This is a genomic window from Salmonella sp. 3C (genome assembly GCF_025426275.1).
GTDB lineage: Bacteria > Pseudomonadota > Gammaproteobacteria > Enterobacterales > Enterobacteriaceae > Salmonella > Salmonella enterica.
Genome location: NZ_CP104858.1, coordinates 1423291 through 1437320 on the forward strand (window position 1 = coordinate 1423291; position 14030 = coordinate 1437320).

At 55.0% G+C, this 14030-nt stretch carries 15 protein-coding genes; 3 read left to right on the forward strand and 12 right to left on the reverse strand.

Annotated elements, in window-relative coordinates:
- The first annotated feature begins 42 nt into the window (after positions 1-42).
- Both N7E69_RS06820 and N7E69_RS06825 read left to right on the forward strand, forming a co-directional pair.
- Complete coding sequence (locus N7E69_RS06820) at positions 43-1014, forward strand: DMT family transporter (protein ID WP_001038949.1); 972 nt, start codon at positions 43-45, stop codon at positions 1012-1014.
- Positions 1011-2045, forward strand: a complete 1035-nt coding sequence (locus N7E69_RS06825; RefSeq protein ID WP_000675710.1) for a phosphotriesterase — start codon at positions 1011-1013, stop codon at positions 2043-2045. The genes N7E69_RS06820 and N7E69_RS06825 overlap by 4 nt, the downstream gene beginning before the upstream one ends.
- 44 nt (positions 2046-2089) lie before the next feature.
- Here N7E69_RS06825 and ggt read toward each other — a convergent pair whose 3' ends face one another.
- Positions 2090-3832 carry a gamma-glutamyltransferase gene (ggt, locus tag N7E69_RS06830; protein ID WP_000805110.1) on the reverse strand — a complete coding sequence of 581 codons (1743 nt, stop codon included), beginning with the start codon at positions 3830-3832 and terminating at the stop codon, positions 2090-2092.
- A 125-nt stretch (positions 3833-3957) separates the two neighbouring features.
- Between ggt and N7E69_RS06835 the strand changes: the two genes are divergently transcribed.
- Positions 3958-4374: a DUF2756 family protein gene (locus N7E69_RS06835; protein WP_000826041.1), complete on the forward strand. Its 417-nt coding sequence runs from the start codon at positions 3958-3960 to the stop codon at positions 4372-4374.
- Here the strand turns inward: N7E69_RS06835 and ugpQ are convergent.
- The 11 genes from ugpQ to livH all read right to left on the reverse strand — a co-directional run bounded on the left by ugpQ (position 4371) and on the right by livH (position 13985).
- The gene (gene ugpQ, locus N7E69_RS06840; RefSeq protein ID WP_000073545.1) at positions 4371-5111 is read right to left on the reverse strand and encodes a glycerophosphodiester phosphodiesterase; all 741 of its coding nucleotides are present in this window, start codon (positions 5109-5111) and stop codon (positions 4371-4373) included. The two genes, N7E69_RS06835 and ugpQ, sit on opposite strands and share 4 nt — an antisense overlap.
- Complete coding sequence (locus tag N7E69_RS06845; protein ID WP_000907846.1) at positions 5108-6178, reverse strand: sn-glycerol-3-phosphate import ATP-binding protein UgpC; 1071 nt, start codon at positions 6176-6178, stop codon at positions 5108-5110. The genes ugpQ and N7E69_RS06845 overlap by 4 nt, the downstream gene beginning before the upstream one ends.
- A 1-nt stretch (position 6179) precedes the next feature.
- Positions 6180-7025 carry a sn-glycerol-3-phosphate ABC transporter permease UgpE gene (gene ugpE, locus N7E69_RS06850; RefSeq protein WP_000572196.1) on the reverse strand — a complete coding sequence of 282 codons (846 nt, stop codon included), beginning with the start codon at positions 7023-7025 and terminating at the stop codon, positions 6180-6182.
- Positions 7022-7909: a sn-glycerol-3-phosphate ABC transporter permease UgpA gene (gene ugpA / locus N7E69_RS06855; RefSeq protein WP_000099303.1), complete on the reverse strand. Its 888-nt coding sequence runs from the start codon at positions 7907-7909 to the stop codon at positions 7022-7024. Before ugpA ends, ugpE begins: the two co-directional genes overlap by 4 nt.
- A gap of 104 nt (positions 7910-8013) precedes the next feature.
- A complete protein-coding gene (gene ugpB, locus N7E69_RS06860; RefSeq protein WP_000624752.1) occupies positions 8014-9330 on the reverse strand; it encodes a sn-glycerol-3-phosphate ABC transporter substrate-binding protein UgpB in 1317 nt (438 codons plus the stop codon).
- A gap of 258 nt (positions 9331-9588) precedes the next feature.
- A complete protein-coding gene (locus tag N7E69_RS06865) occupies positions 9589-9957 on the reverse strand; it encodes a type II toxin-antitoxin system death-on-curing family toxin (protein WP_001575091.1) in 369 nt (122 codons plus the stop codon).
- Positions 9954-10175, reverse strand: coding sequence for a type II toxin-antitoxin system Phd/YefM family antitoxin (locus N7E69_RS06870; protein WP_001520924.1), 222 nt, complete (start codon positions 10173-10175; stop codon positions 9954-9956). Before N7E69_RS06870 ends, N7E69_RS06865 begins: the two co-directional genes overlap by 4 nt.
- 130 nt (positions 10176-10305) lie before the next feature.
- The gene (gene livF / locus N7E69_RS06875; protein WP_000416114.1) at positions 10306-11019 is read right to left on the reverse strand and encodes a high-affinity branched-chain amino acid ABC transporter ATP-binding protein LivF; all 714 of its coding nucleotides are present in this window, start codon (positions 11017-11019) and stop codon (positions 10306-10308) included.
- Position 11020: 1 nt separating this feature from the next.
- A complete protein-coding gene (gene livG / locus N7E69_RS06880) occupies positions 11021-11788 on the reverse strand; it encodes a high-affinity branched-chain amino acid ABC transporter ATP-binding protein LivG (protein ID WP_001751764.1) in 768 nt (255 codons plus the stop codon).
- The gene (livM, locus tag N7E69_RS06885; RefSeq protein WP_000803764.1) at positions 11785-13062 is read right to left on the reverse strand and encodes a branched chain amino acid ABC transporter permease LivM; all 1278 of its coding nucleotides are present in this window, start codon (positions 13060-13062) and stop codon (positions 11785-11787) included. The genes livG and livM overlap by 4 nt, the downstream gene beginning before the upstream one ends.
- On the reverse strand, positions 13059-13985 hold the full coding sequence (gene livH, locus N7E69_RS06890) for a high-affinity branched-chain amino acid ABC transporter permease LivH (RefSeq protein WP_000003007.1): 927 nt from the start codon (positions 13983-13985) through the stop codon (positions 13059-13061). Before livH ends, livM begins: the two co-directional genes overlap by 4 nt.
- Between the last annotated feature and the right edge of the window lie 45 nt (positions 13986-14030).

A 14030-nucleotide genomic window follows, 5' to 3' on the forward strand; every position in this document is an offset into this window, starting at 1 on the left:
GTAACGAAAGTTACTCCTTTTATAAAATATAAGGATTGATGTATGAACAAGAATAAGTACTCAACCCCCTTACTGATGCTTGCCACCATCTTAGCCGGTATGCTTTCCCCGATGCAGTCTGCCGTTAATGGGCAGTTAGGACATTGGTTACAAGACGGTAATGCTTGCGCAGTAATCTCGTTTGCCAGCGGTCTGGTCGTCATGTTTTTTATTATTATTGCGCGCAAAGAAACACGCCAGCAATTCGCCTCAATCCCTACTCTGATTAAAAAGAGAAAAATCCCGCTATGGAATTGGTTTGCAGGATTATGCGGGGCTATGGTCGTATTTTCTGAAGGCGCATCCGCCAGCGCGCTGGGCGTTGCCACCTTTCAAACGGCATTAATTTCTGCCCTGCTTCTTTCCGGCCTGCTGTGCGACCGTTTTGGCATCGGTGTGGAGGAGAAGAAATATTTTACGCCATGGCGCATTACTGGCGCATTGTTCGCCGTTATCGCCACCATTTTTGTCGTGTCGCCACAGTGGCACTCAACCTCGTTTATCCTGCTCGCTATCCTCCCCTTTTTGGCAGGGTTACTCGCTGGCTGGCAGCCTGCGGGGAATGCGAAAGTCGCCGAGGCAACGGGCTCCATGCTGGTGTCCATTACATGGAACTTCATCGTCGGCTTTTGTGTCCTGGGCGCAGCGCTGGCGATACGTATCGCATTAGGCCATGTCACCATTCAGTTACCCGATACATGGTGGATGTATCTCGGTGGTCCGCTGGGTCTGCTGTCCATCGGGCTAATGGCGATTCTGGTGAGAGGCTTAGGGCTATTGATGCTGGGCGTAGCGTCAACAGCAGGCCAACTGCTTGGCTCAGTGCTAATTGATGAATTGATCCCTTCATTAGGCAATACGGTCTACCTGGTCACCATCATCGGTACGCTGTTCGCGTTAGTCGGTGCGATTGTGACCACCATCCCTGAATACAGAGCATCCAAAATGGCGCAAAGAATGGAGGTGTCAGAATGAAAGGTTTCCTGCAAACCGTAACAGGCCCGGTGGCGCATACGGATATGGGGCTGACGCTACCGCATGAACATCTGTTTAACGATCTGTCTTCGGTCGTAGACGAGCCACATTATGCTTTTTCACAGCAACTGGTGGGAAAGAAAGTCAGTGCTGACCTGCAGTGGGGGCTGAAACACGACCCATACTGCTGCGCCGATAACATGGACCGCAAAGAGATTGATGATGTTATCTTCGAAATCAATAACTTTATGTCTTTGGGCGGCAGGACGATTGTCGACGCCACCGGTTCAGAATCCATTGGACGGGACGCCTCAGCGCTACGAGAAGTTGCCTTAAAAACGGGTTTGAATATCGTTGCGTCATCCGGACCTTATCTGGAGAAATTTGAAAGCACCCGGATCCATAAACCTGTTGAGCTGTTAGCCTCACTCATTGATAAAGAACTGAATCAGGGTATTGGCGAGACGGATATTCGCGCTGGCATGATCGGTGAAATCGGCGTATCCCCCGCGTTTACCCAAGCGGAGCGTAACAGCCTGCGGGCAGCGTCTCTGGCACAATGTAACAACCCCCACACGGCGATGAATATCCATATGCCAGGGTGGCTGCGGCTGGGGGATGAGGTGCTGGATATCGTGCTGGAAGAAATGAACGTCTCTCCGGCAAAAGTCTCGCTGGCGCATTCGGACCCTTCAGGAAAAGATGTCGTCTATCAACGTAAAATGCTCGACCGCGGCGTATGGCTTGAATTTGACATGATTGGTCTGGACATCACCTTTCCAAAAGAAGGTGTCGCGCCGGGCGTTCAGGAGACCGCAGATGCAGTAGCGAATCTGATTGCACTGGGTTACGCCGACCAAATCGTTTTAAGCCATGATGTTTTTCTCAAACAGATGTGGGCGAAAAATGGCGGAAATGGCTGGGGGTTTGTCCCGAATGTCTTCCTCGCCTATCTGGCTGCTCGCGGAGTAGACAACGATACTCTGCGCAAGCTTTGTATTGATAATCCAGCCCGATTACTCACGGCATAATCTGCAAATAGCCCGGTGTCTGACACCGGGCCTGGAATTAAAAATCAGTATCCCGCCGTTAAATCATCCACCGAACGCGGGTCGGAAGCGCCATACAGTTCACCATCCGGTCCAACCATAATACTTTGGGTGCTGCCCATCGCTTCTTTCAGCGCCACTTTCTGCCCTTTCTGTTCCAGCAACTTCAGCGTATCGGGACTGAAGCCCTTTTCTACCCGCAGTTCGTCCGGCAACCATTGATGATGGAAACGCGGCGCGTTGGTCGCTTCGGCGACGTTCATGCCAAAATCAATGCTGTTCACTACCATTTGCGGCACGGTAGTGATGATTCGACTCCCGCCAGGACTGCCGGTCACCAGCCAGGTTTTGCCATCTTTTACCACAATAGTGGGCGACATCGACGACAGCGGACGCTTCTTCGGACCGACCGCGTTAGCATCGCCGCCCACCAGGCCATAAACATTAGGTACACCGGGTTTAGCAGAAAAATCATCCATTTGATTATTCAGCAGAATACCGGTATTTCCCGCCACAATTCCTGTGCCGAAGGTGGTGTTCAGGGTATAGGTCACCGCCACGGCATTGCCGTCTTTATCCACCACCGAGAAGTGGGTGGTCTGGTTGCTTTCATACGGGGCGAGCTTGCCCGGTTTTATCTGGCTGGAAGGTTTGGCCTTGTTGATATCAATTTGATCGGCCAGCGTTTTCGCATAGGCTTTGTGGGTCAGCGCCTGCCACGGCACTTTCACAAAGTCCGGATCGCCCAGATACTCTGAGCGGTCAGCGTAGGCGTATTTTTCCGCTTCCACCATGATTTGCATGGCATCGGCGCTGCCAAAGCCGTACTTCTTCATGTCGAAATTTTCAAGAATATTAAGGATCTGTACGATGTGAATACCGCCCGAGGATGGCGGCGGCATGGAGAAGACCTGATACCCGCGATAGTCACCGCTGATTGGCGTACGCTCAACGGCTTTATAGCTGGCTAAATCCTCTTTGATCATCAGACCGCCGTTCTTCTGCATTTCTCCGGCAATCTGGTCAGCAATCGCCCCTTTATAAAACGCATCCGGGCCGTTTTCGGCAATCATTTCCAGGCTTTTCGCCAGATTCTTCTGGACCAGCTTATCGCCTTTTTTCAGCGGCTCGCCGTCTTTCCAGAAAATGGCTTTGCTGTTCTCATGGTTGGGGATCACTTCGCTGCCGTAAGTTTTTAAGTCGTCGGCCAGCGCATCGTTAACCACAAAACCCTCTTCCGCCAGCTTCATCGCCGGACGCACCACTTTATTCAGCGGCATCGTGCCGTATTTCTCCAGCGCCAGCGAGAACCCCGCCACGGTACCCGGTGTACCGGATGCCAGATGCGACGTCAGCGACTTTTTCGCATCGGCGTTACCCTGATCGTCGAGGAACATATCACGGGTCGCGCCAGCCGGCGCCATTTCACGAAAATCAATCGCCGTAGTGTTACCGTCTTTGGTGCGCAGCAGCATAAATCCCCCGCCGCCCAGATTCCCGGCTTGCGGATGCGTCACAGCCAGCGCATAGCCCACGGCGACGGCGGCATCCACGGCATTACCGCCCTGCTTTAAGATATCCACGCCAACCTGCGTCGCCATTGCATCCACGGACGCCACCATCCCTTGCGTCGCCCGCACAGGATGAAAGACATCTTCTTCAACACCATAGGAGACTGGCGGCGCGACGGGAGGATTGGCCACCGCGCTAAACGTCCCCCCGGCCAGCAGAGCGGCGATCGCCACCCAGCGCATAAACGTTGGTTTCATCGTTGTTTTTCTCCAGATAAATGGGTGTATGTCCCGTTAAATCCTGGTCCACAACGCTTAAAAAATCATCATCATGGCGAAATAGAGGTACACTTAAAAAGAGGCCTCATCGGGAGGAGACGACAATGAAACGCTTACTACTTATTACGGCTTTGTTACCCTTTGCTGTATTGGCCCAGCCAATTAACACTATGAATAATCCTAATCAGCCAGGTTATCAGATCCCCAGCCAGCAGCGTATGCAGACGCAGATGCAAACGCAGCAGATTCAGCAGCAGGGTATGTTGAAACAACAGATGCAAACGCAGGCGCGCAGCCAGCAGCAAAATCTACAGTCGCAGTTGAATGCCAATACGCAGCGGGTTCAGCAGGGACAGCCGGGCAACGGTATGCTCGGTCAGCAAACGCTGCCCAATACGCAGGGCGGAATGCTCAGCGGCAGCGGAAATCCGGACCGGATGCTAAACCATTCCCAGCCAATGTTGCAGCAGGACAGCGGGACGCCGCAGCCTGACATCCCGCTGAAAACTATCAGCCCTTAAAACTGAAAGTGAGGGCCGATGTCATCAATGCGATCGGTGCAGATACAATCCACGCCCCAGCGCAGCAGCTCTGCCGCCCGCTGGGGCTGATTGACGGTATACACCAGAATCCGCAGACCCGCGGCCTTAATCTCTTGCACTCGCGTCTCATCGAGTAATTTATGGTTGAGATGGAGGGAAACACAACCCAGACGGGTCGTCAGTTCACGCCAGTCTTCACGCCATTTATCCAGCAGTAACCCGCGCGGCAGTTCAGGTGCTGCCGCCTGCGCCGCCTCCAGCGCCTCTATCTCAAAGGAAGAAAGCAGCGGCGGCGTCATCCCGGCCCACAGTTCGCGGGCGGCCAACGCCACGACGCGTCCTGTTAGCTTTCCGCTCCCCGTTGTCGGTTTGATCTCAATATTCGCCATCATGCCGTGTTTACGGCAGCGCTCCGCCACCTGCGAGAGCAGCGGCAGCGGCTCGCCTTTAAATTCGCCGCTAAACCAACCGCCAGCGTCCACACGCAATAAATCCTGCCAGTTCAACTCGCCCGCCACGCCCCAACCATTGCTGGTGCGCTCCAGGTTATCGTCATGCAGCAGGAAAATTTCGCCGTCTTTCGACAGCTTGGCATCAAACTCAATCATGGTGTGCCCGTATCGCGCGCCCACGTCAATCGCCGCCAGAGTGTTTTCCGGCGCCAGTTTACCGCCGCCGCGATGGGCGACAATGTGGGGATAAGGCCAGTTACTCATACACGTTGTCCTGTTTCGCCATCAAAAAGATGCCGCTGATGTTCCGGCAGATGCAGCCATAGCGTACTGCCCGCCGCCGGGCGCTGCTGATGCGCCAACCGCACCACCAGTTTCTGATCGCCCCAGCGCCCATGCGCCAGATTATCCGCGCCCAGAATCTCCAGCGTGTCTACCGTTAACGGCACGCCGCCTTCCGCCTGCGAGCTTAACGCAATATGCTCCGGGCGGATACCCAGCGTCATTTTACGTCCGGCATGACCCCGATAGTCCGCACTTATCGGCAACGCCAGACCGCCAGGCAATTCGAAACGGTCGCCGGAAGCGCTGATAACGCCGTCCAACAGATTCATCGCCGGGCTGCCAATAAAGCTCGCCACGAAGCGACTGGCCGGTTTTTCATACACCTCTACCGGCGTGCCAATCTGTTCTGCGACGCCTTTATTCATCACCATCACCCGCTGGGCCAGCGTCATCGCCTCTACCTGATCGTGAGTAACATAGAGCGAGGTGGTACGAAGGCGACGATGCAGATGTTGTAACTCCAGACGCATCTGTACGCGCAGCTTGGCGTCGAGGTTAGAGAGCGGTTCGTCGAATAAGAAGACTGCCGGCTCGCGGACGATCGCGCGCCCCATTGCCACGCGCTGCCGTTGACCGCCGGAAAGCTCGCGTGGACGGCGTTTAAGCAGGCCGTCCAGCTCCAGAATGCGCGCCGCCTCCCGCACGCGTTCTTCAATATGCGCTTTGCTCATACCGCGAATTTTCAGCCCCCACGCCATGTTCTCCTCTACGCTCATATGGGGATAAAGAGCATAGTTCTGAAATACCATCGCGATGCCGCGATCTTTGGGCTCCATCTCGGTGACCCGTTTGCGATCAATCCAGATATCGCCGCTGGTCACGCGTTCCAGACCGGCCACCATCCGCAACAACGTTGATTTGCCGCAGCCGGACGGCCCGACCATCACAATAAATTCGCCATCCGCCACGTCCAGCGTCAGCGGTTGAATGACCTGGGTTTTGCCGTCCCAGCTTTTGGTTACTGCCTGTAATTTCAGTCCTGCCATGTTATTTCTCACTGTCCACTAAACCACGCACAAACGCCCGTTGCATGGCTAACACAATTACGACCGGGGGAATCAGAGTCAGCAGCATCGCGGCCATCACCTGGTTCCATTGCGTGGTACCTTCGCCGGTGGCGATCATCCCTTTGATACCCGCTACGGCAGTGCCAAGATTCACGTCGGTGATAATCAACAGCGGCCACAGATACTGGTTCCAGCCGTAGATAAAGGTGATGACGAATAACGCCGCCAGGTTGGTTTTTGACAGCGGCAACACGATGTCGCGGAAAAAGCGCATCGGCGACGCGCCGTCAATACGGGCCGCCTCCACCAGTTCATCCGGAAGCGTCATAAAGAACTGACGAAACAGGAAAGTGGCGGTAGCGGACGCCATCAGCGGTAGCGTCAGACCGGCATAGCTGTCGAGCATTTTCAGGTTGGCGATCACTTCCACCGTCGGGAAGATACGCACTTCAACCGGCAGCATCAGGGTGATAAAAATCATCCAGAAGAACAGGTTACGCAGGGGAAAACGAAACCAGACGATGGCGAATGCGGAAAGCATAGATACCGTGATTTTGCCTACCGTAATGCTGAACGCCATAATGAAACTGTTAAGCATCATCAGCCAGAATGGCGCGCTATTAACACCGACGCCGTTGACCCAAATAGTTTTGATATTCTCCAGTAACTGCGTGCCGGGAAGCAGCGTCATCGGCGTCTCAAACACCGCGCGGTCGTCCAGCGTCGCCGCGACAAACGCGACATACAGCGGAAACAAAATGACCGCGATCCCCAGAATCAGCATGGTATGGCTGAATATTGTCAGCCCGCGACGATTCTCTATCATTGGTAACGCACCTTACTTTCCACATAGCGGAACTGCACCACCGTCAGAATGATGACGAGGAACATCAACACCACCGACTGCGCGGCGGACGCCGAGAGATCCAGGCCGGTAAACCCTTCGCGATAAATCTTATAAATCAGCGTCGTGGTGGCTTGTACCGGCCCGCCGGCGGTCGCGGCGTCGATCACCGGGAAGGTGTCGAAAAAGGCATACACCAGGTTGACCACCAGCAGGAAGAAACTGACCGGCGCAATAAGCGGCAAAGAAAGCCGGAAGAAACGACGAATCGGCCCGGCGCCGTCAATGGCCGCCGCTTCCACCAGCGAGCGGGGAATGGATTGCAGCGCGGCAAAGAAGAATAAAAAGTTGTAACTAATCTGCTTCCATACTGACGCAAATACCACCAGGAACATCGCCTGACCGCTGTTTTGCGCGTGGTTCCAGTCATAGCCGAATTCGCCAAGGAAATGGGTGATTAATCCCCGCCCCGGGTTAAACAGGAAAATCCACAATACGGCGGCGACGGCGGGCGCGACGGCATAAGGCAGCAGCATCAGCGTCTGATAAAAACGGCTGCCGCGCACCACGTAATCCACCAGGGCGGCGAAAAACAACGAGACCAGCAGGCCGCTAAACGTGACCAGCGCGCTGAATTTAATCGTCGTCCAGAAGGCGTCGAGATAATAACTGTCGTGAAAAAGCGCGACAAAATTCTCCAGCCCGACAAATTGGCTGGAAAAACCAAACGGATCGACGCTTTGCAGCGAATACCACAGCGCTTCGCCCGCAGGCCAGATAAAGAAAATAACGGTGATAACCAACTGCGGAGCAACCAGTAAATACGGCAGCCAGCGCGAGCGGAACACCGGACGGGATGATGACATGAAGGTTCTTTTCCTGGAAGGTGCCGGATGGCGGTGCAAGCACCTTATCCGGCCTACAAACGCTGTAGGCCTGATAAGCGCAGCGCCATCAGGCACTTATACACTTAAGATTTGCTTGCTTTCTCAAAACGACGCAGCAACTGATTCCCGCGATCCACTGCGGTATCCAACGCCTGTTGTGGGGTTTTCTTCCCGGTCCAGACACTTTCCAGCTCTTCGTCCACGATGGTACGAATCTGCGGCATATTGCCCAGACGCAAGCCTTTGGTGAAGGGTAACGGCGGCTTATTCAACATCTGGCGAGTGGCGATATCCGCACCGGGGTTTTTATCGTAATAACCCTGCTCGCGGGTCAGCTCGTAGGCGGCGGTGGTAATCGGCAGGTAGCCGGTTTTTTGATGCCATTCAGCAGCGTTTTCCGGTTTTGCCAGGAAGTCGAGGAATTTGGCGACGCCGGTATAGGTTTCTTTATCTTTACCCTGCATGACCCATAGGCTGGCTCCGCCGATAATGGCGTTTTGCGGCGCGCCCTTGATATCAGCGTCGTACGGCATCATACCCACGCCATAGTTAAATTTGGCATACTGGCGGATATTGGCGAGCGAGCCGGAGGACGCGGTTGTCATCGCGCAGTCACCGTTATAAAACTTCTCGGTAGACTCGTCCTTACGCCCAACATAGCTAAAATCGCCTTTTTTATTCATCTCTTCCAGTAGTGCGATATGTTTCACCTGCTCTGGCTTATTAAACTCCAGCACCGCATCTGTACCGTCAAAACCATTGTTTTTACTGGCGAAGGGGAGACCGTTCCAGGCGCTGAAGTTTTCCAGTTGGATCCAACCTTGCCAGCCGCTGGCGTAACCGCATTTCATGCCTGCCGCTCTCAGTTTCGCGGTATAGTCAGCCAGCTCCTGCCAGGTTTTCGGCGGCTGTTCCGGATCTAAACCGGCGTTCTTAAAGGCGTCTTTGTTGTAGTACAGTACCGGCGTGGAGCTGTTAAAGGGCTGGGAGAGCAGATGCCCGCTTTTAGCATCGGTGTAGTAGCCTGCAACGGTTGGTACAAACTGGGACTCGTCAAAGTTAATACCGGCGTCTTTAAACACTTCATAAACCGGCTTAATGGCTTTCGAGGCCATCATGGTCGCCGTCCCAACCTCATAAACCTGCAATATTGCCGGCGCGTTGCCGGTACGGAATGCCGCGATCCCGGCGCTCAGGTTCTGTTCATAGTTCCCCTTATAGACCGGAACGATTTTGTAATCCGGATTGGCCTGGTTGAAACGTTGCGCCAGTGAATCAACTTCTTTGCCTAACTCCCCTTCCATTGAATGCCAGAATGGAATAGTGGTGACGGCCAACGCCTGACCCGTAAATGCCAGACTCAGCGCCAGTCCTAAAGCTGTATGTCGTAACGATATCATCGGTTATCTCTCTTTTTGTGCCGGGATGCGCGATATCACGCGTTTTATGTTCGCGGGGGTAACATGACATGCTCGAATGACAGAAAAATAACTTTTTTATTACAAAAAAAAGATAGTAAGGCGACAGAGAGATGGCAAGGCAGTGAAAGCGCCGGAAAAGAAAAGTGGGAGCTACGGCACGGATAGGTACGACATTATTCTCGGGGGCGGCGCACATGCCGTAACCCAACCAGGCGGAGCGTCGCCGGGATTAACGTCTCAGGCACGTAAGCGAACGGCAATTTGCTCCAGCGTAAGCCGCCCTGCCGCCGCATCGACTGTCATATCGACAAAATCCGGATTCGCAGCGAGTGAGATCCCGTTACGCTTTAAAAACAGCAGCGTAATAAATAAGGCGGTGCGTTTGTTACCATCATTGAAGATATACCCACGGGATATAGTGAGCAAATGCATTGCCGCCAGCAGCCACACGTCGGTCACCCCTTCATATTCGATTTGATTGAGTACCCGGTACATTAGCGCTTCCGCGCGCTCAGGATCAGGCATGCCTGTTACACCAGGCGTAACGCGGAGAAGCCTGTCGTGAAACTGAATTATCTCTTCCGCTGAGATAAGTTGTAGGGTCATTTATCCGCCAGCTCCCTGAGCTCATTGCCATGAACCGCCATAATGGCAGCAAACTCATCATCCATTCGCGCCGTCTGATAACGCTCAAACTCCTCGGCGCTGATGATCACTGCGGACTTATGCCCACGACGCGTGATGGTGACAGGGCCCCCCGTCACCGCACTTTCCAGGACTTCGGCCAGATTTTGCCGCGCTTCGCTATAGTTAACCGTACGCATAAACACCTCCCCAGTTGTACATGTTTATTGTACAACAAACATGTACAAAAAAAGAGCCATCAGGCTCTTTTGAAAAATTTTACCGCTTGCCGTTACCGGGGGCGGCGCACGCGCTTCCCCCTGGCACAGTCTAACCGCCCAGATAGGCGCTGCGCACCGCTTCGTTCGCCAGCAGCGCATCACCGGTATCGGATAGCACCACGTGGCCGTTTTCCAGCACATAACCGCGGTCGGCGAGCTTCAGCGCCTGGTTGGCGTTCTGCTCGACAAGGAAGATGGTCATACCCTGCTCGCGCAACTGCTCAATGGTGTCGAAGATCTGCTGGATGATGATCGGCGCCAGCCCCAGCGACGGTTCATCCAGCAGCAATAGCCTCGGCTGGCTCATCAGCGCGCGGCCAATCGCCAGCATCTGCTGTTCGCCACCGGACATGGTGCCCGCTCGCTGGATACGGCGTTCATGCAGGCGCGGAAACAGCTCGTACACCCATTTGATACGCTCCTGAAACCGATCGCGCTCGGCAAAAAAACCGCCCATCGCCAGGTTCTCTTCTACCGTCATCCGCGAGAAGACGCGCCGCCCTTCCGGCACTATCGCCACCGCTTCACGCATGATTTTCGCCGTCTGCCAGTCGGTGATGTCTTTACCGTCAAACACCACCCGTCCGCTGGAGGCGCGCGGATCGCCGCACAAGGTGCCAAGCAGCGTCGTTTTCCCCGCGCCGTTAGCGCCAATCAGGGTAACGATTTCCCCCTGGTTGATGTGCAGACTGACGTCGTGCAGCGCCTGAATCTTGCCGTAGTGGGCGCTGACTTTTTCAAACGTTAACATCGTTTTTTCCATCTTATGCCTCACCCAGATAAGCGCGGATGACGTCCGGGTTGTTGCGGATCTCTTCCGGCGTGCCGTTCGCCAGCGGCGTGCCCTGGTTCACCACGTAAATACGGTCGGAAATTCCCATCACCAGCTTCATATCGTGTTCAATCAGCAAGATAGTGGTGTTGTGATGGTTACGTAGTTCGGTAATCAGCTCATCCAGCTCTTTGGTCTCTTTCGGGTTAAGGCCGGCCGCCGGTTCGTCGAGCATCAGAATTTCTGGCTGCGTCACCATGCAGCGGGCAATCTCCAGCCGGCGCTGGTCGCCGTAGGCCAGATTACTGGCCTGGCGATTGGCATGTTCCAGCAGGCCAATACGCTCAAGCCAGGTCGCCGCGCGGTCCAGCGCTTCACTTTGCGCGCGGCGGAAAGCGGGCGTTTTCAACAGGCCGGAAAAGAGGCCCGTTTTCAATTGCTGGTGCTGCGCCACCAGCAGGTTTTCAATCACCGTCATTTCACGGAACAGACGCACATGCTGGAAAGTACGTACCACGCCCATGCGGGCGATCTGCTGGCCCGGCAATCCTTCCAGATGCCGCTCGCGCAACATGATCGTACCGCCTGTCGGCTTATAAAAACCGGTCAGGCAGTTAAACACCGTCGTTTTACCCGCGCCGTTAGGGCCAATCAGCGACACAATTTCCCGCTCACGCAATTCCAGCGATACATTGTTGACAGCCAGCAAACCGCCAAAGCGCATCATCAGGCCGTTAACCGCTAATAATGGCTGACTCATGCCTGCTCTCCTTTCGCCTGACCACTTTTCAGCTTCAACTGCGGACGCGTCATCGGCAGCAATCCCTGCGGGCGCCAGATCATCATCAACACCATCAAACCGCCGAGCATCAACATGCTGTATTCGTTGAAGTCGCGCATCAACTCGCGCGACACCACCAGCAGAACCGCCGCCAGGATCACCGCAAACTGCGAGCCCATTCCGCCCAGCACCACAATCGCCAGCACGAAGGCGGATTCGGCGAAGGTGAAAGATTCCGGGCTGACAAAGCCCTGGCGGGCGGCAAACAACGTCCCGGCGAAACCGGCAAACGCGGCGCTGATAGTAAAAGCGGTCAGCTTGATGCGCGTCGGGCTTAAACCTAATGAGCGACAGGCGATCTCATCTTCACGCAACGCTTCCCACGCCCGGCCCAGCGGCATACGCAGCAGGCGGTTAATGACAAACAGCGACAGGACCACCAGCAACAGGGCCACCAGATAGAGGAAAATGACCCGGTCGGATGGGTCGTACTTCACGCCAAAGAAATTGCTGAAGGTATCCCAGCCGCCTTCTCGGGTGTTGCGGCTAAACTCCAGACCAAATAGCGTCGGTTTGGGGATCTGGCTGATACCGTTCGGGCCGCCGGTAATTTCCGTGTTGTTGAGCAGCAGGATACGGACGATTTCGCCGAAACCGAGCGTCACAATCGCCAGATAGTCGCCGCGCAGACGCAGTACCGGGAAGCCGAGCAGGAAACCGGCGGCGGCGGAGACCAGTCCCGCCAGCGGCAGACAGGTCCAGAAACCCAAACCATAATAGTGGTTGAGCAGCGCAAAGGTATAAGCGCCGATGGCGTAAAAGCCGCCGTAGCCCAATACCAGCAGACCGGACAGCCCCACCACCACGTTCAGCCCCAGACCGAGGATGATATAAATCATGGTCATGGTGGCGATATCGACGCTACCGCGCGACACCATAAACGGCCATGCCACGGCGATAACCAACAGCGCCATCAGAAACAGCTTTTGCTTAACGGTAGAGCCATCGATCGCCGGCAGAATAAACTTCGGTCCGGAGACGTGCTTCACCGCTTTCTGGAACATCGGACGCAGCAACTGAAAGAAAAAAACCACTGCCGTACCGATAAAGATCCACTGCCAGCGGATGTCGGCGGCGGTATCCACCACCAGTTTGGTGCCGTCCAGCTCCAGTTGTACGCCCATGAAGACGCCAGCCAAAACGAAGAACATCGCCGCAGAGAATAGCGCCATCGCAATATGCATCGGTTTCATACTTTCTCTACCTCCGGACGCCCCAGGATACCGGTCGGCATCACCAGCAGTACCAGAATCAGCAGAGCGAACGATACGACATCTTTATATTCGGTACTTAAATATGCAGACGAGAGCGCTTCGGCAACGCCCAAAATCAGACCGCCGATCATCGCGCCCGGGATGCTGCCAATACCGCCCAGCACCGCCGCGGTGAACGCTTTCATCCCGGCCATAAAACCGATGTAGGGGTTAATTACGCCATAGAACTGACCGAGCAGCACGCCCGCCACCGCCGCCATTGCCGCGCCGATAACAAACGTTAGCGCAATGACGCGGTCGGTATTAATGCCGAGCAGGCTGGCCATTTTCAGATCCTCCGCGCAGGCGCGGCAGGCGCGGCCCATCCGGGAGTAGCGAATGAAAATGGTGAGCGCCAGCATAGCCAGAAAGGTGACTATCCAGATAACCGCCTGCATGGTGGTGATGGACGCGGAAAAGTTTTCGCTGCTGCCCACAATCCACTGGCCGTTAAACAGGCTGGGTAACGCCACGTCGCGCGAACCTTCCGTCAGGCTGACGTAGTTTTGCAGGAAGATGGACATCCCGATGGCGGAAATCAGGGCAATCAGGCGCTTGGAGTTGCGCACGGGCCGGTAAGCGACTCGCTCGATACTCCAGCCGTAGGCGCTGGCAATAATAATCGCGCCGATAAATCCGGCGGCCACCAGGAGCCAACTGGTGTCTATTCCCATCATCATTAGCGCGGCGATGATCATAAAAGAGACGTAGCTGCCGATCATATACACCTCGCCATGAGCGAAGTTGATCATGCCGATAATGCCGTACACCATCGTATAACCGATAGCAATCAGCGCGTAGGTGCTCCCCAGCGTGACGCCGTTAAACATCTGCTGCAAGAAATAGAGAAACTGCTCGGACATAAGGTAACCTTTTTAAACCCGCCCGGCGTGCGGGCGGTGGGATAA

Bases quoted from the DNA above. Each gene is read 5' to 3' on its own strand.
- N7E69_RS06820 (WP_001038949.1), top strand. From the start codon at position 43: ATGAACAAGAATAAGTACTCAACCCCCTTACTGATGCTTGCCACCATC.
- N7E69_RS06825 (WP_000675710.1), top strand. From the start codon at position 1,011: ATGAAAGGTTTCCTGCAAACCGTAACAGGCCCGGTGGCGCATACGGAT.
- ggt (WP_000805110.1), bottom strand. From the start codon at position 3,832: ATGAAACCAACGTTTATGCGCTGGGTGGCGATCGCCGCTCTGCTGGCC.
- N7E69_RS06835 (WP_000826041.1), top strand. From the start codon at position 3,958: ATGAAACGCTTACTACTTATTACGGCTTTGTTACCCTTTGCTGTATTG.
- ugpQ (WP_000073545.1), bottom strand. From the start codon at position 5,111: ATGAGTAACTGGCCTTATCCCCACATTGTCGCCCATCGCGGCGGCGGT.
- N7E69_RS06845 (WP_000907846.1), bottom strand. From the start codon at position 6,178: ATGGCAGGACTGAAATTACAGGCAGTAACCAAAAGCTGGGACGGCAAA.
- ugpE (WP_000572196.1), bottom strand. From the start codon at position 7,025: ATGATAGAGAATCGTCGCGGGCTGACAATATTCAGCCATACCATGCTG.
- ugpA (WP_000099303.1), bottom strand. From the start codon at position 7,909: ATGTCATCATCCCGTCCGGTGTTCCGCTCGCGCTGGCTGCCGTATTTA.
- ugpB (WP_000624752.1), bottom strand. From the start codon at position 9,330: ATGATATCGTTACGACATACAGCTTTAGGACTGGCGCTGAGTCTGGCA.
- N7E69_RS06865 (WP_001575091.1), bottom strand. From the start codon at position 9,957: ATGACCCTACAACTTATCTCAGCGGAAGAGATAATTCAGTTTCACGAC.
- N7E69_RS06870 (WP_001520924.1), bottom strand. From the start codon at position 10,175: ATGCGTACGGTTAACTATAGCGAAGCGCGGCAAAATCTGGCCGAAGTC.
- livF (WP_000416114.1), bottom strand. From the start codon at position 11,019: ATGGAAAAAACGATGTTAACGTTTGAAAAAGTCAGCGCCCACTACGGC.
- livG (WP_001751764.1), bottom strand. From the start codon at position 11,788: ATGAGTCAGCCATTATTAGCGGTTAACGGCCTGATGATGCGCTTTGGC.
- livM (WP_000803764.1), bottom strand. From the start codon at position 13,062: ATGAAACCGATGCATATTGCGATGGCGCTATTCTCTGCGGCGATGTTC.
- livH (WP_000003007.1), bottom strand. From the start codon at position 13,985: ATGTCCGAGCAGTTTCTCTATTTCTTGCAGCAGATGTTTAACGGCGTC.